We start from the raw sequence: 26385 nt of genomic DNA on the forward strand, positions 1-26385 counted from the left end.
ATTTTAAATTTTTTTATATTACAAAATTTATTTTAAAAAATAAAATATTATTCTCAAAAAAATAAAACATCCATAAACGGATGTTTTATTCATCAATTCTGACAATTTTAGCATTTAAGTTTTTTAATTTATTTTCTATCTGAGCATAACCTCTATCTATATGATAAATATCTGTAATTTCACTCTCACCCTTACAAGATAGTGCAGCCAATATTAAAGCAGCACCTGCTCTCAAATCTGTAGCTTTAACTCTCGAAGGTACAAAACTTTTAACACCATCTATTACAGCCACTCTATCATAAATAGAAATATTAGCCCCCATTCTACGAAGCTCCATAACATGCATAAATCTATTTTCAAAAATTGTTTCAACAATAGTACTAGTACCTGAAACAAGTGATAATAAAGACATAAACTGAGGTTGCATATCAGTAGGAAATCCTGGATGAGGAAGAGTCTTTATATTAATTGGTTTTAAGTCAACATTTCCATCTACTATAATATCACTACCATCAAAATTAATTTTTAAACCCATCTCATAAAATTTCGAAATAATTGGTCTTAAATATTCTTCATTAACTCCCTTTATTTTAATTTTACTTTTTGTAATGGCAGCAAGAGCAATATAAGTTCCGGCTTCTATTCTATCATAAATAGGTACATGTCTAACCCCTTTTAATTTTTTTACTCCATGTATAACAATTCTCGATGTACCTGCACCTTCTATATCTCCACCCATTCCATTTATAAAAATAGCTAGATCTATTATTTCAGGCTCTTTAGCAGCATTTTCAATTACTGTTTTTCCTTCTGCTAATGTTGCAGCCATAATTAAATTCTCTGTAGCTCCAACAGATGGAAAATCCAAATAAACAGTAGATCCAATTAATTTTTTCGCACTAATTTCCACACATCCATCTACAATTGAAATATCAGCTCCAAGTGCAGAAAGTCCTTTCAAATGCAAATCAATTGGCCTTAATCCAATATTACATCCTCCTGGCATATATACTCGTGCTTTTCCAAATCTAGACAATAACGGCCCCAAAACTAAAAACGATGCCCTCATCTTCCTTATTAAATTTTCAGACAAATTTAAGGAATGCATACTTTTACCATTTATTTTGAGTATACTATCTACAACATCTGCTTTAACATCTACATTTAAACTTCTTAAAACATCACATATAACAGAAACATCTTCAAGTATTGGAAAATTTTCAATAACACACTCATCATCACATAATATAGTAGCTGCTATTATAGGAAGTATAGAATTTTTAGCAGAACTAACCTCAATTTCTCCTTTCAAAGATAGTCCTCCTGTAATTCTAAATTTCTGCATTATTGACCTCCAAATAAAATTATTCATGTATATATTATTACAATATTAAATTCAAAGTTAATTTAATTACTATTTCAAATACTTCTCTTCTAATATTTTAACTATTTTTTTAGATGCATCTCCATCTCCATAAACATTATTTAACAAATTTTTGTACTCTATCTTCCCATCTATAAAATCTTTAGAAGTTTTATATATATCCTCTTCATTAGTTCCTATTAATTTAATTATTCCTTGATCTAAAACTTCTTTTCTTTCAGTCTCAGACCTTAAAACTAAAACAAATTTTCCAAGATATGGAGCCTCTTCTTGTATTCCACCTGAATCTGTCATAACAAAAAAACACCTAGATAAAAGATTATGTGCATCTTCAATATCAATAGGCATTAGAATAATAACATTAGATATTTCTCCTAAAATATTAAATACTGATTCTTTAACTATAGGATTTAAATGTGTTAAAAATACAAATTGTATGCTATCTTTATATTCATTAGCTAATCTTTTAACAGCATTACAAATATTACATATAGGTTCTCCCCAATTTTCTCTTCTATGAGCCGTTACAACTACAACCTTTTTGGAAAAATCCATTTTTCTTAAAACTTCATTTTTAAATTCATAGTTATCAGTAATAGTATACTTCATAGTATCTATTACTGTATTTCCAACCACATATATATTTTCCTCATTCACTCCTTCATTTAATAAATTTAATTTAGATACATTAGTTGGTGCAAAATGATATTTAGCCAAAACTCCTGTTAACCTACGATTAATTTCTTCTGGAAATGGAAAATATAAATCATTACTCCTAAGTCCTGCTTCAATATGTGCAATATCAATTTTTTGATAAAACGCACTCAATGTAGCACAAAATGTTGTAGTTGTATCACCATGAACAAGTACAACTTGAGGCTTTTCTCTTAAATATATAAGTTCAAGTTCTTTTATTATAGAAGTGGTTAATGTAGTTAACGTTTGCCTCTCTTTCATAATATTTAAATCATATTTAGGTTTTATATCAAAAGTATTCAAAACTTGATCTAACATTTCTCTATGTTGTGCAGTTACACAAACCACACTATCAAAACTCTTATTATTATCCAATTCCTTTATAAGCGGAACCATCTTTATTGCTTCTGGACGTGTTCCAAAAACACTCATAATTTTTATACTCATACTTACTCCCTAAATAAAAATATACTCATTTAATATACCTATCTCTCAACCCAAAAACATCCAAAAATAATATTAAACCTAATACAAATACCAAACAAATAAAAATTAAAAATATAAAAAACTCAAAATTCGATATTACCATAAGTATAGCTATAACACTAAACATAACACTTATTAAATATATAATAATTACAGCTTTAGGATGAGAATTTCCAAAACCTATTAATTTATGATGTATATGCTCTTTATCTGCTTCCATAATTGATTTTCCTTTAATTTTACGTCTAACAATAGACGTCAAAGCATCAAATAAAGGAAGTCCACAAATTACTATTGGAATTAATATTAAAAACTCACCATTTAAATTATTAAATCCACTCACTGAAATTACAGATAAAATAAATCCTATAAATTGAGAACCTGAATCTCCTATAAAAATTTTTGCTTTATAAAAATTATAAGGAAGTATCCCAATCAAAGTACCACAAAGCACGGCTGAAACTATAGCACTAGAAAAATTACCAGATATTACGCTAATTAAAAAAATTGTAATAGTAGCTATAAAAGATACACCTGCTGCCAACCCATCTAATCCATCTATTAAATTGAAAGCATTGGTTACTAATATTACCCATCCAAACATTAATGGTATACCTAAAAATTCAAAAGAAAAACTACTTCCTCCTGGGAATATACTTACATTTTTTATATAAATATCATTAAATATTAAAATACTTATGGCAATTATTTGTATTAACAACTTTCCTTTAGGTTTCATGGGGTATATGTCGTCAATTATACCACCTATTAAAATAAGCGTAGAACTAACTATTATTACAAAATGCGTTTTATCAACAAATACTGTTTGAAGAGTTAACGTTGCAAGAAAAGATATATATATAATTATTCCACCTAAAAAAGGCATTGGTTTTCTATGTACTTTTCTTTCTTCTTTCGGCACATCTAAAAAATCAAATTTAAAAGAGATGTTCATAAACAATGGGGTCAAAAACAACGATATAAACATACTGAATATAAACAATGTAAAATAATTCACAAAATCATCCCATTTTATAACATTTTTTATAAATAAATTTATAATTTCCTATAAATAGAAAATATATTCTAATCTTTACAAAAATTATTCTGTTCCAAAAATTCTATCTCCCGCATCTCCAAGACCTGGAACAATATATCCTTTCTCATTTAATTTTTCATCAATTGCTGCAACATAAATCTCAATATCCTTAAATTCATCATTTATCCTTTTCAAACCTTCTGGTGAAGCAATTAAAGATAAAATTTTTATGCTTTTAACTCCATGTTTTTTTAAAATAGTTATAGAATCAACTATAGATCCTCCTGTAGCTATCATTGGATCTAATAATATAACATTCATATTACTAATATTTTTAGGAAACTTAGTAAAATATTCAACTGCTTTAAGGGTATCTTCATCTCTATATAATCCAATATGACCAACTTTAGCTGAAGGTAGGATTTTTAAAATTCCATCTAACATACCAAGACCTGCTCTTAGTACAGCTACAAATGCAATACTTTCTTCTAAAATTTTAACAGCTTTCATAGACTTTATAGGCGTATGTATATTTTCTTCAAAGACATCAACTTCTTTAAGTGCCTCATATCCCAAAAACATCGAAATATCATTACACAAATTTCTAAATTCAGATACGCAAGTATATTTATCTCTCATTATAGATAACTTATGTTTTATTAATGGATGATTTATTTCAAAAATTTTTTTCATATTATCCTCCAAAATATTCAATTTATCTAACAACTTATCTAACAAAAAATCAAGTCTATGGAATGTATTTTCATAAACCTCCACACTACCCATAAAAGGATCATCTATATCTCCATTTTCTTCTACAAATTCTGAAATAACAAATACATTTTTAATATTTTCATCAAAATTACTTAATATAATATCCTTATGTTTATTTGTAACTGTCAAAATAATATCATAATTTTCAATCATTTTATCATCAAATAATTTACATTTTCTACTTGGATTAAACTTTTTACCATAAAATTTCTCTAAAACTTTTTTTGCATTAGATGAAATAACACTAACTCCATCTGCCATAATACCAGCAGAATCTATATAAAATTTTTCAACACCAGCTTCTCCGAGTCTCTCCTTAATTTTTTCTTTAAAGATAAATTCAGCCATAACACTTCTACATGTATTTCCAGTACAAACAAATAATATTTTCAAAAATAAAACCACCTCTACAAAATAATCACATTATGTGATGATGCTTTTAAAAGTCTATTCATAACTGCATTTGAAAAATCTTGAAAGAAACATTCACTAATTATAAAATCACAATTCAAATCATCAAATACTCTTATATTTTCAAATAAATTTCTTCCAATTTCTATAAAATCATCTTTTTTTCCCGCACTAACAACTTTTAAATTTTTATTTAATTTTTCATAAAATTTCAAATTCTCATCAATACATAAAATTCCAATATTTTCATAAGTTAAATAAACTTTTTCTAAATAGTTAGCTATTTTCTCTTTTGAAGAATTTATTATAATCATCTTACCTTTAGGAGCATAATGTTTATATTTAAGTCCTGGAGATATAGGATTTTTATCTAAAATTTTTTCATTTAACCTTTCATATAATCTAACTTTAGGAATAACTTTTTTTATTTCTTCAAGAGTTATATATCCAGGTCTTAAAATTATAGGATTATCATCTATCATACTAATTACTGTAGATTCAAGACCTATTTCACTTCTAGAACCATTTATTATAAATTTAACTCTTCCGTTTAAATCCTCAAAACATCTATAAGCATTTGTCCCACTTGGTCTTCCTGATATATTAGCAGAAGGAGCAGCTAATGGACATTTACTCTCTTTTATAAGCTCTAACGCAATTTCATTATTAGGCATTCTAATTGCAACAGTATTTCTACCACCTGTAGTCTCATATGGAATTACATTTTTCTTTTTTAAAATCAAAGTAAGTGGACCTGGCCAAAATTTATCAATAAGCTTAAAAGCATCTTCACTAATATCTTCTACATATTTTGATATATCATAATCACAAACATGAACTATTAAAGGATTATCTTTAGCTCTTTCTTTTATTTTAAAAATTTTTGAAACTGCATCTTTACTTAAAGCATTTCCTCCAATTCCATAAACAGTTTCTGTTGGGAAAACAACAATATCATTATTTTTTATAGCTTCAACACATTTTATAAATCCATCTTTATCTTCATAAAAATCTATAATTTTTGTATTCATATTTCTCCATAAATAAATATAATTTTATCGCCATAAGAAATCTCTCATGGCGATAATAAAAATTTTATATATTCTCTCCCATTTGTTTCATTTTATCTGACTGATCCTGCGTTATAAGTGCTTCTATTATTTCATCAATATATCCATCCATAAAACTTTCCAATTTGTACAAAGTTAAACCTATTCTATGATCAGTAACTCTTCCTTGTGGATAATTATAAGTTCTTATTCTTTCACTTCTATCTCCTGAACCAACTTGACTTTTCCTATCTTCAGCAATAAGCTTCAATCTTTCTTGCTCTGCTATTTCAAAAAGTCTTGCTCTTAAAAGTTTCATAGCTTTTTCTTTATTTTTCAATTGAGATTTTTCATCCTGACAAGAAATAACTATACCACTTGGTATATGTGTAATTCTAACTGCAGAATCTGTTGTATTTACCGATTGACCTCCATTACCAGAAGAACGAAAAACATCAATTCTTAAATCATTTTGATTTATTTCAACATCAACATCATCTACTTCAGGTAATACTGCAACAGTTGCAGCTGAAGTATGAATTCTTCCTGAAGCCTCCGTATCAGGAACCCTTTGAACTCTATGTACTCCGCTCTCATATTTTAATTTACTGTAAGCTCCATGACCTTTTATCATAAATACAACTTCTTTAAATCCACCTATGTCCGTATCATTTACACTTATCATTTCAACTTTCCATCTTTTATTTTCAACATACTTAGAATACATTCTAAATAAATTTGAAGCAAAAAGCGCCGCTTCATCTCCACCTGTACCAGCTCTTATTTCAACGAAAACATTTTTTTCATCATTTGGATCTTTAGGAAGAAGTAATATTTTTAATTCTTGCTCAATATTATCTTTACTACTTTGTAAGCTTTTAAGCTCCTCCTGAGCTAACTCACGAAACTCTTTATCATCACCATTTAATATTTCTTTGTTATAATCAATCTCTTCTAAAATTTTCTTATATTCTCTATACTTAAGGGTAATAACTTCAAGTTCTGAATGATCTTTACAAAGCTTTTGCCACTCTTTTTGATTAGACATAACTTCAGGATCACTTATTTTAATAGACAATTCTTCATACTTTTGTTCCAAAAAATCTAACCTTTGAAGCATTCAAATTCAACTCCATGCTCTTTATTTCATCTAGTTAAATATTATAAATATTCTCTTTAAAAATTTCAATAATAAATAAACTAATCAATTTTAGATTTATAATATCCTACTATAACCCTATCTTTTTCATTAATATCTTTATAAATATCAATATTTACAAAATTATTATTAGTCATTATATACATAATATCAAACGCTTTATTATCAGGAATTTCAAAAGCTATAAATCCATTATCAACCAATACACTTTTAGCTTGTTCACAAATTTTTCTATAATAATCAAGTCCATCTTCTCCCCCATTCAAAGCTTCATGAGGTTCATAATCTTTTACATCTTTCATTAATAATTCAATATCACTTTCCTTAATATAAGGAGGATTTGAAACAATTCCATCTAACTCTAAATTGTTCTCAATAAAAAACTCAAGTAAATTACTTTTTGTAATATAACTCCTATTTTTCAAATCATACATATAAATATTTTCTTCTGTAACTTTAATAGGTATATCGTAATTATCAATATAGGTACAGTTTACAAACTCATTATTTTTTTGTATAGAAATACCAACTGCACCTGTTCCACAACAAAGATCACATATACTTGTATACTCTTTTTTATTTTTAAGTATCTCAAGTACCTTTTCAACCAAAACTTCAGTATCTGGTCTAGGTATTAATACCCCTTCTTTAACTATGAAATCATTACCATAAAATTCTTTTTTTCCTATCATATAAGCAATAGGTTTTCCATTTTTTCTCTCATTTATTAAATTTAAATATTTTTCTTCATCCTCTTTTGAGACCTCAATTTCACTTGTAAAAACTTGAGTCGGTGTAACTCCTATACAATATTCAAGTATCAACCTTGAATCTAAAGCATATGAATCGACTCCCGCATCTCTCAAAATACTTCTTCCCATTAAAAAAAGTTCCTTTATAGTGTTTTTAGCTTTTAATCCTTCTGAAGTTTTAAGAGCAACAATTGCAACCTCAATTTCATCATCTTCAGGTTCTTTAGTTGTAAAATTTTGTATCCCTTTAGAAACTGAAAATAAAATAGATGAAAAAGCAGTATTACTTCGACCTATGTATTCAACTATTTCATAAGAAAGTCCAAGCATAAACGGAAGGAGTAAAATTTCTATTAAAATATTAACACCTATAGAGTATCTAGGTACAAATAAAAACACTACAAAATAACAAATTATTATATACACAACAAAATTACTTCCACATCTTCTATGAAACCTTGAAGCATTTTTTACATTTTCAATAGTTAATTTGTTTTTAAGTTCATAACAATTAATAACTTTATGTTCAGCTCCATGATACCTTAATATTCTAAATAAATCTTTATTTTTAGAAATAATAATCACATATGTAAAAACTATAATTAACCTAATAACCAGTTTAATAAGAGAACTTACTTGAATTTGAAAATTTCCCATATTCAAAAATATCGAAAACAAATTTACAATAGCTTCTGGAAGTAAAAAGAACATGAACAAAAAAGATACAATTCCAACTAAAAAAGTTATTATTTTGCTTTTACTAAAAAAATAAATAAACTCAATTAAAATACTTGATTCTTCTGAAGATTTTTTATCCTTAATGTTATATAAATTCAAATTTAAAATTACATCTTTAATTAATTTTATAAAATAATTAATACCTCTAATCAAAAAAATTCTATCTATCCCATCTGTTGAATCACTAACACATTTATTTCTAGTCTCAATATTAATCCTACCACTTGACTTTCGCCTAACTATCGCAGTACATTTTTTTCCTGTCATTATTATTCCATCTATAAGTGCTTGTCCTCCAATTCGTCTCACATATTACACCCCAACTTTTCAATGAAATTATTATTTTTTCATCATAAAACACTTACCACAAAGAGATTCATATTCAACATTTTTTTCACCATCTATTACACACTGCTCACCATAAAAAACAAATTCTCCATTAACTTTTCTAGCATTGACTATTGCCTTACTACCACATCCACATATGGTTTTAAGTTCTTCAATAGAATGTGCTATTAATAACAAACGTCTACTTCCTTCAAAACCGTTCATTAAAAAATCTGTTCTAAGTCCATAACATATAACAGGTATATTCCACATTACACTAATTTCAAATAATTCGTCTATTTGATATTCTTTTAAAAATTGAACTTCATCCACTAAAATACAGTGAACACTATCTTTAAACTTTTCTAAAATATTTTTTACACTATCCTCTATTGAAATTAAAAAATCAACTTTTCTAGATATACCTAACCTAGAAACAATTTTTTCATTTCCTTTTGTATCTACACTTGGTTTTAAAATTAAAATTTTCATACCCTTTTCTTCATAATTATGAGCTACCTGAAGAAGAGCAGTTGTTTTTCCTGAATTCATTGCTCCATATCTAAAATATAATTTCGCCATATAATGTACATCCTCCTTCTATAACTTCTAATTATACTTAGAAAAATATTGTATTTAAAGATTAATAACAAATTAAAATATAAATTTTTCAAATTTAAATATTATAAAATTATATTTTAATTCATTGACTATTTTTTATTTTATATGATATACTAACACAAGTTATCTAAATTAAATAGGAGAGGTAAGTATTATGAAACAAGGTATTCATCCAACTTATAATGAAGATGTTTTAGTTAAATGCGCTTGTGGAAATACATTTAAGACAGGATCTGTTAAAAATGAACTAAAAGTTGAAATTTGTTCTAATTGCCATCCTTTCTTTACTGGTAAGCATAAAATTGTTGATATCGGTGGTAGAGTTGAAAAATTCAGAAAGAAATTCAATCTTAAATCTGATGATAATTAAAAAATAAAAGACCTTTCTTAGCTCATTGTTTAAGAAAGGTCTTATTTTTATTTTCTTTCATCTTTTTCAATTATGGATTTATAATAATCAATAAACTCTTTATTATTTTTAGTATTTTGAAAAATCTTTATAAGATTTTCAATAATATTTTCTGTATTACCTTCTTTATGCATTATTCTTCTCAAATAGAAAGATACTTCTTTTTCATCTTCACTAAACAAAAGCTCTTCTTTTCTTGTTCCAGATTTATAAATATCAATACTAGGAAAAAGTCTTCTTTCTTGAAGTTTTCTATCTAAATGAACTTCCATATTACCCGTTCCTTTAAATTCTTCAAATATCATATCATCCATTCTAGAACCAGTGTCTACAAGAGCAGTAGCAAGTATTGTTAAACTTCCACCTTGTTCAAAATTCCTAGCAGCACCAAAAAATTTTTTGGGTATCCTTAAAGAACCTGGGTCAAGCCCTCCAGAAAGTGTACGTCCAGTAGGTACAATTGTTAAATTACAAGCTCTTGCCAATCTTGTTAAACTATCCATTAAAATAAATACATCTTTTCCATGTTCAACCATTCTCTTGGCTCTTTCTAAAACCATAGTTGCCACTTTTACATGTTGACTAGGTTCTTCATCAAAAGTTGAATATATAACCTCTCCACCTTCAATGGTTCTTTGCATGTCTGTAACCTCTTCTGGTCTTTCATCTATTAATAAAATAATAAGCTTTATATCATCATTATTTTTTAATATATTCTGTGCTATTTTTTTTAAAATACTCGTCTTTCCTGCTTTAGGAGGAGCAACAATCATACCTCTTTGCCCTTTTCCAATAGGACACATAATATCCATCAATCTAGAAGATAAATCATTTTCATCATTTGTCTCTAGTTTTAATCTTTCATTAGGATAAATAGGAGTTAATTCCTCAAAATTTTTCCTTTTTATAGCTTCATCTGGAGAAAAACCATTTATTTGCTCTACATATAAAAGCGCTCTATATTTTTCTCCTTCTTTCGGTTCACGCACCTTACCTATTAAATGATCACCCGTTTTTAAATTAAATCTTCTTATTTGAGAAGGAGAAACATACACATCTTCCAAACTTGTTAAATAATTTTTTCCTCTTAAAAATCCGAAACTATTATTGTCATTTATTTCTAAAACTCCATTTGCTTTTTCAGAAGTTAACATTATATCCTGAAGTTTATTTAATTTTTCCTTATCTGTTTCTTTTTTAAAATTATCTACACAACTTTTAGAAGTATTTCTTACTTTTATTTTCTCAACCAAAATTACTCCATCTTTTTCCATAATAGTTGGAGATAACTCTCCAATTTTTTCAATAAGCTCACTTTTTTTAAGCTTAGAGTAATTTTTAAGTTCTAAACTCTTAGCAGATTGTCTAAGCTCTGACAAAGACATATCTTCCAATTTTAAAATATTCATAAATCAAATATTTTACAGTACAAAAATGTACTGTAAAATCCTCCTCTCAATTTTAAAAAATTTTAAATAAAAAGGGTAAAAAACCAAAGAAAAGATACAAGAAAAGAAAATCATCTATAAAAGAACTGCTTTAAAAAAGATTCTAAACTATACATAATAAATATACATGTATTCTATAATTTGTCAATAAAAATTTTTTTAATTTATATTTTAACTTTTTTACTATATTTCACAAAGTCTACAAACAAAGGATGTGGTTTATTTGGTTTGGATTTTAATTCTGGATGAAACTGAACTGCAACAAACCATATATGATTTGGTATCTCAACTATTTCAACCAAATTATTTTCTAAATTTATACCAGATAACTTCATACCATTTTCTTCAAACATTTTTCTATAATTATTATTAAATTCATATCTATGTCTATGTCTTTCATTTATAACGTCCAATTTATATGCTTCATAAACATTAGATTCTTTCATCAAACTACAAGAATATGCTCCTAATCTCATAGTTCCACCTAAATCTTTTATATTAGCTTGATCTACCATAATGTCTATAACTTTATGTACAGCATTTTTATTAAATTCAGAAGATGTTGCTCCATCAAGTTTTAATACATTTCTTGCAAATTCTATCACAGCACACTGCATACCTAAACAAATTCCCAAAAAAGGAATATTATTTTCTCTAGCATATTTTATAGATAAAATTTTACCTTCAATTCCTCTATCACCAAATCCTCCTGGAACAAGTATTCCATTAACATCTCCTAATAAATCGCAAACACTATTTTCATTAACATCAGTAGCATTAATCCATTTTATATCTATATTAACTTTATTTTCATAACCTCCATGATTTAAAGACTCAACTATGGAAATATAAGCATCATGAAGTTCTACATATTTACCAACAATAGCAATTTTAATATTGTCTTTAATATTTTTTATATTATTTACAATATCTAGCCACTCTGAATTATCAGCACTACCAGTTTTTATTTTCAGCACATCACAAACTTTATCATCAAAACCCTCTTTATTTAAAAGTATAGGAACTTCATACAAATTACTTGCATCTAAATTTTGAATAACAAAATCTTCACTTACATTACAAAACAAACCTATTTTTCTTTTTAATTCATCAGATAACTCTTTCTCAGTTCTACAAACAATAATATCTGGTTGAATTCCTATACTCCTTAATTCTTTCACAGAGTGTTGAGTTGGTTTTGTTTTAAGTTCTCCTGCTTTACCTAAAAAAGGAACAAGTGTAACATGTATATAACAAACATTTTCAGAGCCCACATCAAATTTTATTTGCCTAATTGCTTCTAAAAAAGGAAGTGATTCTATATCTCCAACAGTTCCTCCAATTTCAGTTATAACAACGTCATACTCATTATTTTGTGAAACTGAATAAACAAAATCTTTAATTTTATCTGTTATATGAGGAATTACCTGAACCGTTCCTCCTAAATAATCTCCTCGTCTCTCTTTTGAAATAACATCCCAATAAATTTTTCCAGTAGTTATATTATTATTTTTTGTTAAATTTTCATCTATAAATCTTTCATAGTGCCCTAAATCTAAATCTGTTTCAGCTCCATCATCTGTTACAAATACTTCTCCATGTTGATAAGGACTCATTGTTCCAGGATCTATATTAATATAGGGGTCAAATTTTTGAATAGATACTTTAAGACCTCTATTTTTTAAAAGTCTTCCAAGTGATGCAGCCGTTATTCCTTTTCCCAATGATGAAACAACTCCACCGGTTACAAATACAAACTTACAGCTCATAATTTCCTCCTAAAAACTACATTTAATAAAAATAACTTGTAACATGCATATAAGTAATTAATTTTAATTAAACTAATCTCAAATAAATTTAAAAAATAAAAACTTTTTGCAAATACTAATTCTACATTTTAATTAAATTATATTGAAAGTTAAATAAAATATCTATATAATTAACCATAAAAAATATTTTTTTTGCACCGACTATATATATATAAATTAAATTTTTTAAAAATTTTATTTCTTAGATAAAGGATATGTAGAATGAATATTTTAATACTTACTTCAAACACTGGTGGTGGACATTTAAAAGCTAGCGAAGCAATTTACGAACACATAAAATTACAAAATTTAAACTATGATGTTAAAACTATAAACACTCTTGATTATGTAAATCCTTATTTTAACAAACTAGTTACGTCTTTTTATTCTGAATGTGTAAAAAAATATCCTGATCTTTTTGGAAAAATATATTATTATAGTGAATCTGAACATGTACCTATTAGTATTTTTAGCCTAATACTAAAGAATCTTTCTAAAAAACTTTTGCCTGTTATAAATAAATTTAAAACAGACATAGTTATATCCACTCATCCATTTTCAACTGAAATGGTTTCTTATTTAAAAAAGATTGGGAGTATAAAAAACGTAAAATTAATAAATTTGCTTACGGATTACGCTCCTCATAAGTTTTGGATTCATGATTATGTTGACGCTTACATTACTGCATCTGAACAAATGACTGAAGATATGATAAATAGAGGAGTAGATGAAAATATTATTCATCCAATTGGAATACCTGTAGGAGTTAATTTTTTAAAATCATACGATAAGAATGAAGAGTTAAAAAGTATAGGATTCAATGAAAGTAGTTTCACGATTCTTTTAATGTCTGGTAGCCTTGGAGTTGATTATGTAATTAAAGTATTTAAACTCCTAATTAATTTAAACAAAGATATTCAAATAATAATTATAACTGGAAATAATGATTGCTTATATCAAAAATTTAGTGATTTAATATCTAAATGTAAAAATACTTCGATAAAATTTCATTTGCTAGGTTTTACAAAAAATGTTAGTAAATACATGAAAATAAGTGATGTTATAATTACAAAGCCTGGCGGTTTAACTACAACAGAAGCTATATATTCACAGCTTCCAATAATATTTTTTGATGCTATTCCAGGTCAAGAAGAAAAAAACGCAGATTTTATATTAAAGAACAAAATAGGAATGCGTATATCAAATTCTCAAGAAAGTATAAATTTATTTGAAGAACTTATAGACAATAAAAGTATCTTAGATGAAATGAAAGAAAACATATTATCCGTAAAAAAAATAAATTTTATAGATAATTTAATAGATATAATGAATTCTTTATACCCAGAAGAACAATATTTACAAAATAAAAACTATACCTACTAATTCGTTTAGGTATAGTTTAAAATATTTTTTTAAATACATTTTTTATAACCTCAACTACTTTAAAAGAAATTTTTATATTATTATTATTTGAACTATTATTACTAAAAACTTCTACTTTTTTACTATTATTGCTAACTACTTTAAATATCGAATCAATTTTTCTATTTTCATTATAATCGTGTATAAATCCTATACTCGGAAATAACATGCTCCAAAAATTTTTTCCTAACCCATCTCCTATATATATTATAAATGAATCATATGTACCTTTAGGTACAATATATCCTTCATATATTCTTTCTTCAAAATACTTTTTTCCAATTTTAATGTTCACTTCTTGATCAAGGTTAAATTCTTCTAAAACATAACTACATATTTTTTTAACATAGTAAGCATTTTTATAAAGAGTATTTAAATTTTCAAATTTATTTCCATTCAAATTTTCATTTTCTTTAAAATAATTAAGTACTTCATCTTTAATTTTATTTTTTACCATTTGATCAAAATCAGAATTACTATTTGCAATTACATGAAATCTTATCATCTCATTACTCAAATAATCATAATCCAAAACTTTATTTTGTATAGCGTATGGCTTGTCTACATTTTTAAATACAATAAACATTATTAACATCACAAAAAACAAAAATTTGATAACTCTCATAAAACACACCTCATGATGAATTATTACAGTTATCAAATTTTTTATACAATTAAAAAGAAATATTTCCAATATTTACAATATTATTGTCTATATTAATTCTAACTTCTAATTTATTCATCCATTCTTGTTTCTCATTTATATTATTTCTCCAAATATTAGTATTAAATTTATAGATATGATTTTCAAAATTCAATATATCAATTCCATTTTTATAAAATCTATCCACTAAATTTATACAATTATTATAAATATCCTTATCTAAAATATTTTTAATATCATTTATAAAGTTACTATTTATCCTTCTATGCTGACTATCTAAACAATTTTTAATCTTAGTTTTAAGATTAAAATTTAAAGCTACACTAACATTTCCATAATCTGAAATTTTAATTTTTCTATCTATATTCTGTGCCTCAAAATCTATATTATTATCCTGATATTTAAAATCATTTAAAATTTTAAAACTATCTCCTCTTAAAAAATTAATTATCATTGTATCTTTTAGATTTATTTCCTCAACCAATTTATAATTATCAAAAACATAACTTCCCGAAATATACATAGTTGATTTATCATTATTTAATTTTAAAACAGGAAGTAAAATACTTTTATTTTGAGAAAAATAATCTAACAAATTATTTAATGTAACTAAATTAATTCCATTTTCTTTGCTATTGTGCTCAATTAATTCACTAATAAAAACCTGCGAATGCTCTCCTGACTTAGTTTTAAAATTTATAAAATCACGTGCTTCTCCATCACTAGCACAAACATATACTCGCCTACTTATTTGAGAATTATGAGATAAATAATCTAACAATCTTTCAAAATTATTATGGTTATTTAATACTTTAGATGAAATAGTAACAACTTTTACATGTTCTAAATCAACCGTTTTATGAGTTTTACTTACAATATCTTCAACTGCCTCATAAAATGTTTTTCCAAATCCACAAACACTTCCATCACCTTTAATTTTTGATGATTCTGGAGAAAATTCCGATATATCCGGGTAAGAAAATGATAAAGAAAAATCTCCTTCATCATTTACATCAACTCCAATACCAGATACAAAAAGTTTTGTATCTATATTCAAAGAATATGTACACGATTTCAATAAAACAATAACTAAAACAATAACAAGATTATGCAATATCTTTTTCATCTTCTAAACCACCTTTAAGTTTAAAAATATTTTTTATATAACTAGCTAAAAACAATAAAGTTGGAACAAAAAATGATATGAATATAGATATTGGAAATACTAATTTGTTCATTATAAAATTAATATCATTTAAATTTTGAGGAATTAATGTTAACACATATATAATAGGTATAAACATCGTGGAAGAAATTTTATGCTTGTAAGCACCTAAAGATTTACTATTTATGTAACTTGCATAAAAATATAAATTAACAAAATTCATAATAAAAAATATAATTGCAATTGTTATTATTATCCCTTCAACCCTTTCAACAAATCCTCCCGGTACATCCACAGTCGTAAATGCTAAAATAATCGGCCAAACAGATTTTATGGTTTGATTTATATTTAAAATACTTACACATAATAAAAACACAAAAGCTAAAAAAACAAACGAAAAAATCGTAGACTTATAACTTACATGAATTTTACTTTTTTCCTCAGTTTTATACATTGGAAGTAAATAAAATAATATAATTCCTCCTGAAAAATAACTACTTAGTGTTAAAAATCCTTTTGCATACAAACTGCTTTGCTTTAACTCAAGGGGTAAAATATTACTAACATCAAGATTTTTATAAACAATAACTAGAATAATTAAACAAAAAATCGAAAGAAACACAAACATTATTTCATTTAAACCTGGTAAAACCTTATCTCCTTCCCTAGAAACATAGTAGCAAACAAGTAAGGTAATAATAATCATAAATTCACTATTAATATTTGGCAAAATATAAACTTTTATAGAGTCAATAAATATTCTTAACTGTATAGAAATTAAAAATATTATAAAAAAGCTAATTAAAAATAAAAAAGTTCTNNGAGAATATGTAAAAACTCCAAACCCAACTAAACTTAAAAAAAGCGTTGAAAAAATACCAAATCCCCGTATTTTATTACGATCAACTTTATGTTTCATAAATTACTCCTTTACTTTTGCCTCTTTTTATCCTGTGTATCCATATATTTTGGTCTATCTTTAAACATATAAAGAGGATATTTAACAAAAATATCTTTAAAATCTTTTTTCCTCATATTAACAATTGGTGACAAATAAGGTACTCCAAAACTATCCATTCTAAGTAAATATGTTAAAAATATAAAAGTTCCAAGTATTATTCCATAAAATCCTATAATTCCAGACATTATTATGTACAAAATTCTAAAAATTCTTATAGATAATGTAATTTCATAATTAGGGGACATAAATCCACTTATAATAGTTAAAGCAACAACAACAATCATAACAGGGCTAACAAGTCCCGCACTAACTGCCGCTTGACCTATTATAAGTCCACCAACTATACCAATTGTAGAACCAATGGCCTTCGGTAGTCTTACAACTGCCTCAAGTAAAAATGCCAAAAAAACCTCCATAATTATAGCTTCAAAAATCGGGGGAAATGCAATTCCTTGCCTAGAACTTGCTATAGAATATGCAAGTTTAGTAGGAATAATTGATGTATGAAAACTTGTAACTGCTACATATAAGGAAGGCAAAACAAGAGATATTATAAGTGCAACAAACCTTATAATTCTTGAAAAACTACTATATATCCATCTTAAATTATAATCATCTGGTGTTTGAAATAAATTTGAAAAAGTAGTTGGAGTAATTAAAACAAAAGGAGAATTATCAACAACAATACAAACTTTACCTTCATAAATTGCTGAAGATACAACCTCAGGTCTCTCTGTAGCTTGAACTTGTGGAAATATATTCCATCTATCTCCCTCTATTAATTGTTCAATATATCCACTATCTAAAATCGCATCTATATCTATGTTTTCTAATTTTTTTTTCACATCGTTTAAAATATCATTATTAACAATATCATCAATATATACAATTGCCACATCTGTTTTAGATCTTACTCCAACAGTAGTTGATTCAACTTTAAGCCGTGTATCTCTAATCCTTCTTCTAATTAAAGCTGTATTAAACCTTATTGTTTCTGTAAATCCATCTCTTGCTCCACGAATAACAGATTCCCCAGATGGTTCACTCACTCCCCTATTTGGCCAAGATCTTGTAGCAATAATATAAGCTTCCGTTTTACCATCAATAAAAATAGCTGTTTCCCCTGATAACACACTTACAACAACATTTTTTAAACTTAAACTCTTTTTCATATCAGATACTGTCAACATTTTTTCTAAATTCTCATTTAAATCCCAAAAATCTCTATTACTATCTAATAAAGTTTCCATTACAAAATTATTTATAATATTTCTATCAGCCATACCATCTATATATAAAATTAAACATTTTCTATTTTTAACCTCAAATTCTCTAAATATAATATCTGTATTATCTTTAAATAAATTTTTAAGATAAGAAATACTTTCATCTAAATTATGAAAAATTTTATCCTCTATACTTTCTTTCATAATTACCTCCTTTAAATTACCTCACTTAAAATAAAAATAATTATACTTCCTGTTGTATAAATAGTTATTAAAATCTTTGATAGTGTTTTATCTCTCTTCATATTGGCGCTTCTGTTACATTCTCTTAACTCATAAAATAACAAAATGCATATAACAATAAACATTAAAATATAAAAATTTTTATTTGCTATACTAAGTAAACTCATTATATTTTAATTCCTTCCAAATTAAATAATAATATTATTATTTTCTAATTTTTTTGTAATTATTCGCATAAAAAAATAGAGTGTGTACAAAAATTTGTAGCACACTCTATTTATTTATAGTTCTTGTTATAAAAACTTCATTAAATTCCTTTTTAAACTCATCATAACATTTTTGAGCAACATATAAATTATCAAATACACCATAAACAGAAGATCCACTTCCACTCATAGAAGAATTTATAGCACCTAAACTTTTTAACTTAAATTTTATTTCTCTAATCATATCCATACCATTAATATTTGAATACTCTAAGGTATTAGAAATAGTTTTACAAACTCCATAAAAATTTTTATCGTTTAAATATTTTATCATCTCATCTTTATTAATATTATATTTAACATTATCTATACAAAAATTTTCATAAACATCTTTTGTGGAAAATCCAAAATTAGGTTTAACAACAATAATAATTTTATTAAAAAAAGAATTAATACGTTTAAGTCTTTCCCCTACTCCTTCACATAAAATGGTACCTCCAATTAAACAATAAGGAAAATCTGCGCCCAAAACAACACTATCTTCACACAAAACATTAATATCTATATTTAAATTATATATTTTATTTAATGCCTTTATAATTTCTGCTCCATTGCTTGTACCACCACCAAGACCTGCAGATATAGGAATATTTTTCTTAATATCAATAAAAACTTTACCATTCAATCTATATTTCTCCATAAACCATTTACAAGCTTTATAACATAAATTTCCCTCGTCAGTGGGAACACCTTCTTTATCACAAGAAATTTTTATATCAATTCCATTAAAAGATTTATCTACATATAACTTTATTTCATCAAATAAATCAATTCTTTGAATAACTGTTTCAATATTATGAAATCCATCTTCTCTTTTCCCTAAAATATTTAAAAAAAGATTAATTTTACCATAAGTCCTCAAATTCATAAGTTTTCTCCTACATTTATATATAACTCTTTAAATTATATAAAAAACAATCTTTAAAATCAAAAAAATCAAGAGTAAATATTACCCTTGATTTTTATTAAAATTTATAAAGCTAAACCACTTTCAGATATAGTTTCACTTTGTTTATCTAAAATAACATTATAAAGCTTATCATAGTCCTCATAAAATGCAACAATAACATCACCTTGTTTTGCATTATCTATAGCTTCACTCAAAGCTTCTCCTTCATCTAAAATAATTTTAAAATTCTTATTATACTCACCAAAACCATTTTTTATAAGATTAGCAACTTCATAATCTTTTCTTCCTCTTTTATCACTGTCTTCTTTTATATAACTAAAACTAAGTTTTTTCTTACACAATTCACCAATCTCAAAAGCAACTCTATCACTTCTATCACCAGGTATTCCAATAACTCCAATAACTTTTTTATACCCCATATTCCCAATACTTTCAAATATTGATTTAAATCCTTGAATATTGTGTGCATAATCTAAAATTACTTTTATTCCTTTAACATCAAACTGATTAAATCTTCCCTTATTATGTTTATCATCACATAAAAAGCTCTTCAATCCTTTTGAAATTATACAATAATCAATCTCAAGTCCAACAAGAGATGCCGTAGCCGTTAAAACATTCTCTACATTATGCACAAGCATTCCACCACAAGTAATAGGTATATCTTTCAAATCTGCTATATGAAAAATTCTTTTATTTTTTTCTACATAAACTGATCCATTATCAATATATATACCATAGTTACCTTTTTCCAAATAACCTTTCAAAAATTTATTATCTCTACTTTTAGAAAAAACTATTATATTCCCTTTAGCTCTAGATGAAATTTTTCTACACATTTCATCATCTGCATTTATCACAGAATACCCTTCAGGTTTAATCGCCTCTACAATCAAAGATTTTACATGAGATAATTCTTCCAAATTATTAACTCCATCTATCCCTAAATGATCGTCACTTATATTAGTTATAACTCCAACATCTGCCAAATCATAAGCAAGACCATTTCTTATAATTCCACCTCTCGCTGTCTCTAAAACTGCTATATCAACATCTTTATTCAACAATACACTTCTAGCACTAGAAAAACCAGTCATATCACCTTTAGCTATACATTGATCATTTATAAAAACTCCACTTGTAGTAGTCATACCTACTGTATATCCAAGACCTCTTAAAGTATGAGAAATAATTCGTGTAGTTGTTGTCTTACCATTAGTTCCTGTAACTGCTATAACTGGTATACTTTTAGGAGAATTTTTAAATAAAGCCGATACAATTGCACCAGATACATCTCGTGACGTTCCTTCACTTGGATAATGATGCATCCTAATACCAGGAGCTGCATTAACTTCAACTATTACACCATTATCATCATATATAGGCTTTGAGACATCCTTACAACATAAATCAATACCACAAATATTTAATCCAATTGCTTTTGCAGCCCTTATACATATATCTATATTTTCTTTACAAATTTCATCAGTACAATCTACTGATGTTCCTCCTGTTGATAAGTTTGAATTCTCCCTTAAAACTAAATTCTTATTTTTATCTAAAACACTATTTAAATCATAACCTTGTTTAGAAATACAGAAAATAAGTTCACTATCTATCTTAATTTTTGTTAAAGGCTTCTCATGACCATCTCCACGTCTTTCATCCTCATTTAATTTATTAATAAGTTCTTTAATTGAAGATACTCCATCCCCTACAACGCTAGGCGGATTTCTTCTTGAAACAGCTATAACTTCTCCATCTACAACACAAACTCTATAATCATATCCTAAAACAAATTGTTCAACCATTATATCTTTATATTTTGTTTTTATATCATTATAAGCTTCTACCAATTGCTTCTCATTTTTTATGTTTAAATATACACCTTTTCCTTGATAACCATATTGAGGCTTTAAAACCACTGGATAACCTATAGCCTCAGCTTCAATCAAGAGTTCTAATTGACTATTTATCTTATCTCCTTTAGCAACGGGTAAAAATTGCATTTCTAGAAGTTTTTTAGTTAAAACTTTATCACTAGCAATATCAACACTTATGGAACTTGTATTTGAATCTATAGTTGCTTGTATCATCTTACTATATCTTCCATAACCAAATTGAAACATAGAATTATCATCAAAACGTATAACTGGTATACCTTGTTTCTTAGCTGCATCACAAAGTGAAAGCGCACTAGGTCCTAAATTCTCATATTCTAAAATTTGCTTAATCTCTTTTATCCTTGAATCAAGATCAATATCTTTTTTATTAATTAATGAATTTATTAAATCAACAGCAAGTCTAGCAATTGATAAAGCTGTTTTTTTATAAATATATTCAAAAACAACGTAATAAAAATCTCCCTCGATTTCACGTGCTTTTCCATAAGCAATTTCAAGTCCAACTCTACTATGTAAAGCAATAATAGTATGCTCACAAACGTGAGCTAAGTAAGTTCCTTCTCTCAATCTTTTTACAAACCCATGGTCTTCATCTATTCCGCATCTATGTTCCCAAATTTCTGGTAATAAATCGATTAATTTGTCATTAAATCCATCTATATCTTTACTTGGAGTTTCACAATATCCCTGCAAATCAACATCCATTCTGACCACTTTTCTATGAGAATAAATATTTTTACCCTCATAAGCTCTGTAATTTAAAATTTTCATTATCTTATTCTTTCCTCCTCAAGTGGTTGTTTTTTATTTAAATCAAAACAATTTCCACTTTTTAAAACATGCATTTTAACATTGAATAAACTTAAAGGAACTTCACTTTCTTGTTCTAATAAACTGCTATAAGTCAAATTTCTTCCATCTATTATATAAACAGCACCAGATCCTATAACAGTAAAATATTCTTCTTTTTTATTAACTACTATTGCTGTATCCTCATCTATTCCAATTCCAAGAATACTTGGATTCTCCGCAATCGCACCAAGTAATCTTCCAATTCTACCTCTTTGTGCAAAATGCTGATCAATCATTACACCCTGCATAAAACCAAACCCTGGACATTTAGATAAATTATGTTTCTTAGGAGATTCTTCATCAGGTCCTCTAACAATCATCGTTTCACTCATAACAGATGCTCCAGCTGAGGTTCCTGCAAATATACCTCCATTTTCATGAAGTTTTTTCATTTCTTCATATAAAGGAGTCCCCCCTATTAAACTTGTTATTTTAAGCTGATTACCACCTGTAAAAAATATTAATGAGGCTTTTTTTACCATATCTAAAAAATTTTTATCTTCACATTCCTCTCTTGAGGAAATATCTAATATTTCAACATTTTTAACACCAAGATCATGAAATAAGTTTTTATAATCATATCCAACTTCTTTTCCTAAATCAGAAGCTAATGTAGAAACTATCATTGTATCTTCTTCTTTATTAATCATGTCTGCAACTTTTCTTAAAATTTCTCTATTTCCACTCTTATCTTCTGCGCCACCTATAATTATAAGTTCACCATTAATAGTACAATTCATTAACTTCTCACCTCATACACCTTAATATTTTTAACCACTCTAAAAAATAATATTCATAATTTTCTAATTATCTCTTTCATAAATCTACTTAAAATAAACCAAAGTATAGTATGTACAATTTTTAATTTTTAAATTCAAATAATTTAAAAATTAAAATAAAAAAAACACAGCCAATTGGCCGTGCTTTTTAAAATATAGCTTTACATGGAATTAATAATTTGCAACCTGATATATCATCATCTTGATTTAAATCATTAATTCTACATATATCTTCAATGGAAACACAATATTTCTTAGCAATACTCCACAAAGTATCCTCTTCTCCAACAATGTATATTATACAACTACATTCTTTTACTAGAGTTTCTTCTTGAGTTTTGTACATATCAATTAAAATATCTCTTCTTACTTCTGAATTAACATAAATTTTCACATTAACAATAGCTTTTATTCCTATAGTTTTAGCTTCAATAAAAGCATCTACATTCTCCAAATTACATTTAACAACTGCATCCATATCTATTTTTATGTTTTGACTTTCAAAGGAAGTTGTAAATGGAATTTCATGCATAAAACTTACAATTTCATTTTCATCTGAATTTGTTTTGTACATTATCTCTGATTTAACAATTCCTTCTACTATTATTTTTCCTTCAACAATCTTTTTGTTAGTTAAAATACATCTTCCTGTACTATAAACAATACTAGCTGGTACATTTTCAACATCTATATTATCCTTAACTATAATATCTGTGCTAGTATAATCATCTATACTATTCATTTTATAAGTATTTTTAACTAAGTTAATTAAAGAATTTTTACTATACGCATCATCTATAACAGAAATCATACTGTTATTCATTATTTTTAAATCACACTTTAAATTTATATAAACATTTATAATTCTACTTTCTCCTGATTCATCTTCATCTATCATATATTCAAATCCAATTATATCCCAATTGTCTACAGGAATCATACCTTCAGAAACATCTTCTAAATCAACTTCTTTAGTTAAATAAACATCTTGCTCTAAATAACATAAATCCTCTAAATTTACACCTTTATATAATACCTTAACTTTACAATAAGCATTATATATTACTTTTCCATCTAAAAATTTACATTCAGTTTTATATATAGATGAATCACAAATCAAAATTTTTGAAATAGCAACTTTATCTAAAGGAACATTTATAATTGTTTCACTTATTAACTCTTCTGTAAAATTTCCTTTTAATTCACAAACTTTAAGATCTTTCATCAAAAGCTGAATATCATCTTGTCCATCTAAATCACACATAGCATCAACTTCTAATACTTCATTAGCTAAAGAACTAAATTTTACCATTCCATCAATACTTACTTTTCTTTCATTTAATATTGAAGATTTAATATTAACAACTTCCACATTAACATTATATAAATTTTCCTTTTTCATACCGAAAGTTTCAATATATAAATTAAACTTATCAGAATAAGAAACATTGTATGTATTATTTTTATCTTCATCCTTAGCTACATATATAATGCTATATACAAATTCTCCTTCTACAAATATCTTATCTGTAAATGCTTCTGTACTATTAATTTTAGGTTTAACATCTATTAACAATATCTTATCAACATCAGGATGTGTATCTGGAATTAAATACTCTCCTTTAATTACAAATTCATTAATACCCTCTATAGATTTAGTCTCATAATTAATTTTTTGTTTCTTTAAATTTATTTCTTCCACTTTTTCTACCTCCAAGCTTTAATTACTACATAATTATTAATAATAATTAAAAAATATTCCTAAGAGTTTATTTATAAACTTTAAATAAAAAAAATCAAGGCTCCTCAAAAAACCTGAGGAACCTTTTAACAATAATTATATGTACTACTTTTTAATCATACGTTAAACTACTACATAATTATATCGAATCAACTAGCGTAAACTATCTGAACTGTATTAGTCAACACATCAGAATAACTGTATGTTACTATACGTTGGGTGTCATTTTCTAATCTTATTAAAAAAATACTCTGGTAAGTTTTTTCAATAGTACCTCTATCAACAAAAACTCTCCTTCTTCCTCCATTAGCCTTCAGAGTAACCTTATGACCAACATGATTTTCTATATCTCTTTTTATAGATGCCAAAGTCTTTAAATTACCCACAAGCAAACACCCTCTTTCCTAGTTAAATTATAACACAAATAATTAACAATTGTCAAAAATTAGTATTTATAATTAAATGTAGAACGATTTTGGAAAACCTTCCCTATATTTACCTCTAGTTTGTATTCCACCAACTCCACTAAATCCCGTTATTGTTTCATTTAAAAGTTCATCAATCTTTACAGTTTTATCAATAGAAGTATTAAAAATTTTAGAACAAACAAAAACAGGATCTAAACAATGAACCAAAACTCTTCTAGGAGATGTTGCAAAATTTGCACCTGCTTCAATTAATAACTCATAACAACTTTGACATGCTCCAGCAAATATAACTAAATTATCTAAATTTTTCTCGTATTTTCTAAGTTTTTTTACACTCTCTAAAAAATACCTTGAGTTTTTATAAAAATTTAAATCCATATAATCGCATACATTCTTACTCATACTATCATGACCAGTTAAAACTACAATATCTGGATTATAAAATTTAACCAAATCTAAAATAACATCAGGTTGTTTGCTTTCATCAATACACTCACCATAAACATTTACAAAAAGCTTTTCGTAAACATCCATACATTTAACTAAATACTCAAAATCTCCATCTACATGTAAAACTTTACCACTCTTACCAAAATTAGAGCCTTTTTTTTTTAAATTTCTACTATTAATATTTTTATATTCATATTTTTCTACATCATCTCTAAAATCCGTTTTATCACATATAAATTTATAATTTTTTTTATTATAAGATGCCTGCTTTAT

The 26385-nt window shown here is 26.2% G+C and carries 23 protein-coding genes and 1 pseudogene; 2 read left to right on the forward strand and 22 right to left on the reverse strand.

Annotation, left to right across the window (positions count from 1 at the left end; all coding sequences use genetic code 11):
* Window positions 1-85: 85 nt before the first annotated feature.
* The 9 genes and pseudogenes from murA to A6P36_RS01040 form a co-directional block, all read right to left on the reverse strand.
* Window positions 86-1345: a UDP-N-acetylglucosamine 1-carboxyvinyltransferase gene (murA, locus tag A6P36_RS01005; RefSeq protein WP_066760347.1), complete on the reverse strand. Its 1260-nt coding sequence runs from the start codon at window positions 1343-1345 to the stop codon at window positions 86-88.
* 69 nt (window positions 1346-1414) lie between these two features.
* Complete coding sequence (gene wecB, locus A6P36_RS01010; protein ID WP_066760348.1) at window positions 1415-2527, reverse strand: non-hydrolyzing UDP-N-acetylglucosamine 2-epimerase; 1113 nt, start codon at window positions 2525-2527, stop codon at window positions 1415-1417.
* A 25-nt stretch (window positions 2528-2552) separates the two neighbouring features.
* Complete coding sequence (locus A6P36_RS01015) at window positions 2553-3584, reverse strand: glycosyltransferase family 4 protein (RefSeq protein ID WP_066760349.1); 1032 nt, start codon at window positions 3582-3584, stop codon at window positions 2553-2555.
* Between the two features lie 84 nt (window positions 3585-3668).
* Window positions 3669-4298, reverse strand: a complete 630-nt coding sequence (gene upp, locus A6P36_RS08310; protein ID WP_066760369.1) for a uracil phosphoribosyltransferase — start codon at window positions 4296-4298, stop codon at window positions 3669-3671.
* Window positions 4299-4340: 42 nt separating this feature from the next.
* Window positions 4341-4784 (reverse strand): annotated as a pseudogene (locus A6P36_RS08315) (arsenate reductase/protein-tyrosine-phosphatase family protein); the annotation flags it as partial.
* Window positions 4785-4786: 2 nt separating this feature from the next.
* The gene (locus A6P36_RS01025; RefSeq protein ID WP_066760350.1) at window positions 4787-5821 is read right to left on the reverse strand and encodes an L-threonylcarbamoyladenylate synthase; all 1035 of its coding nucleotides are present in this window, start codon (window positions 5819-5821) and stop codon (window positions 4787-4789) included.
* A gap of 64 nt (window positions 5822-5885) precedes the next feature.
* Window positions 5886-6959: a peptide chain release factor 1 gene (gene prfA, locus A6P36_RS01030; RefSeq protein ID WP_066760351.1), complete on the reverse strand. Its 1074-nt coding sequence runs from the start codon at window positions 6957-6959 to the stop codon at window positions 5886-5888.
* 80 nt (window positions 6960-7039) lie between these two features.
* Window positions 7040-8797, reverse strand: a complete 1758-nt coding sequence (prmC, locus tag A6P36_RS01035; RefSeq protein ID WP_066760352.1) for a peptide chain release factor N(5)-glutamine methyltransferase — start codon at window positions 8795-8797, stop codon at window positions 7040-7042.
* Between the two features lie 30 nt (window positions 8798-8827).
* Window positions 8828-9397, reverse strand: coding sequence for a thymidine kinase (locus A6P36_RS01040; RefSeq protein WP_066760353.1), 570 nt, complete (start codon window positions 9395-9397; stop codon window positions 8828-8830).
* A 193-nt stretch (window positions 9398-9590) separates the two neighbouring features.
* Between A6P36_RS01040 and rpmE the strand changes: the two genes are divergently transcribed.
* A complete protein-coding gene (rpmE, locus tag A6P36_RS01045; protein WP_066760354.1) occupies window positions 9591-9806 on the forward strand; it encodes a 50S ribosomal protein L31 in 216 nt (71 codons plus the stop codon).
* 47 nt (window positions 9807-9853) lie between these two features.
* On the opposite strand, the gene rho is transcribed toward rpmE, so the two are convergent.
* Both rho and A6P36_RS01055 read right to left on the reverse strand, forming a co-directional pair.
* Complete coding sequence (rho, locus tag A6P36_RS01050; protein ID WP_066760355.1) at window positions 9854-11254, reverse strand: transcription termination factor Rho; 1401 nt, start codon at window positions 11252-11254, stop codon at window positions 9854-9856.
* 203 nt (window positions 11255-11457) lie between these two features.
* Window positions 11458-13062 carry a CTP synthase gene (locus tag A6P36_RS01055; protein WP_066760356.1) on the reverse strand — a complete coding sequence of 535 codons (1605 nt, stop codon included), beginning with the start codon at window positions 13060-13062 and terminating at the stop codon, window positions 11458-11460.
* A gap of 261 nt (window positions 13063-13323) precedes the next feature.
* Between A6P36_RS01055 and A6P36_RS01060 the strand changes: the two genes are divergently transcribed.
* Window positions 13324-14484 carry an MGDG synthase family glycosyltransferase gene (locus A6P36_RS01060; RefSeq protein WP_066760357.1) on the forward strand — a complete coding sequence of 387 codons (1161 nt, stop codon included), beginning with the start codon at window positions 13324-13326 and terminating at the stop codon, window positions 14482-14484.
* Window positions 14485-14500: 16 nt separating this feature from the next.
* Here A6P36_RS01060 and A6P36_RS01065 read toward each other — a convergent pair whose 3' ends face one another.
* The 11 genes from A6P36_RS01065 to yabG form a co-directional block, all read right to left on the reverse strand.
* Complete coding sequence (locus A6P36_RS01065; RefSeq protein ID WP_066760358.1) at window positions 14501-15148, reverse strand: stage II sporulation protein R; 648 nt, start codon at window positions 15146-15148, stop codon at window positions 14501-14503.
* A 49-nt stretch (window positions 15149-15197) separates the two neighbouring features.
* The gene (locus A6P36_RS01070) at window positions 15198-16313 is read right to left on the reverse strand and encodes a Ger(x)C family spore germination protein (RefSeq protein ID WP_066760359.1); all 1116 of its coding nucleotides are present in this window, start codon (window positions 16311-16313) and stop codon (window positions 15198-15200) included.
* Window positions 16294-17172 (reverse strand): GerAB/ArcD/ProY family transporter (locus tag A6P36_RS01075; RefSeq protein ID WP_242861603.1); only part of this gene is annotated, 879 nt, incomplete at its 5' end. The genes A6P36_RS01075 and A6P36_RS01070, both read right to left, overlap by 20 nt.
* 110 nt (window positions 17173-17282) lie before the next feature.
* On the reverse strand, window positions 17283-18743 hold the full coding sequence (locus tag A6P36_RS01080; RefSeq protein ID WP_066760361.1) for a spore germination protein: 1461 nt from the start codon (window positions 18741-18743) through the stop codon (window positions 17283-17285).
* Between the two features lie 11 nt (window positions 18744-18754).
* Window positions 18755-18949: a CLC_0170 family protein gene (locus A6P36_RS01085; RefSeq protein ID WP_242861604.1), complete on the reverse strand. Its 195-nt coding sequence runs from the start codon at window positions 18947-18949 to the stop codon at window positions 18755-18757.
* Window positions 18950-19055: 106 nt separating this feature from the next.
* Window positions 19056-19916, reverse strand: coding sequence for a 4-(cytidine 5'-diphospho)-2-C-methyl-D-erythritol kinase (ispE, locus tag A6P36_RS01090; protein ID WP_066760363.1), 861 nt, complete (start codon window positions 19914-19916; stop codon window positions 19056-19058).
* Between the two features lie 104 nt (window positions 19917-20020).
* A complete protein-coding gene (gene cphA, locus A6P36_RS01095; RefSeq protein WP_066760364.1) occupies window positions 20021-22633 on the reverse strand; it encodes a cyanophycin synthetase in 2613 nt (870 codons plus the stop codon).
* Complete coding sequence (locus A6P36_RS01100; protein WP_066760365.1) at window positions 22633-23454, reverse strand: cyanophycinase; 822 nt, start codon at window positions 23452-23454, stop codon at window positions 22633-22635. The genes cphA and A6P36_RS01100 overlap by 1 nt, the downstream gene beginning before the upstream one ends.
* Window positions 23455-23641: 187 nt before the next feature.
* Complete coding sequence (locus A6P36_RS01105) at window positions 23642-25195, reverse strand: DUF3794 and LysM peptidoglycan-binding domain-containing protein (RefSeq protein WP_066760366.1); 1554 nt, start codon at window positions 25193-25195, stop codon at window positions 23642-23644.
* A 188-nt stretch (window positions 25196-25383) separates the two neighbouring features.
* Window positions 25384-25620, reverse strand: coding sequence for a Veg family protein (locus tag A6P36_RS01110; protein ID WP_066760367.1), 237 nt, complete (start codon window positions 25618-25620; stop codon window positions 25384-25386).
* 72 nt (window positions 25621-25692) lie between these two features.
* Window positions 25693-26385, reverse strand: a 693-nt coding sequence (gene yabG / locus A6P36_RS01115) for a sporulation peptidase YabG (RefSeq protein WP_066760368.1), incomplete at its 5' end; no start/stop codon positions are given.

Source organism: Candidatus Arthromitus sp. SFB-turkey (assembly GCF_001655775.1).
Classification (GTDB): Bacteria; Bacillota; Clostridia; order Clostridiales; family Clostridiaceae; genus Dwaynesavagella; species Dwaynesavagella gallinarum.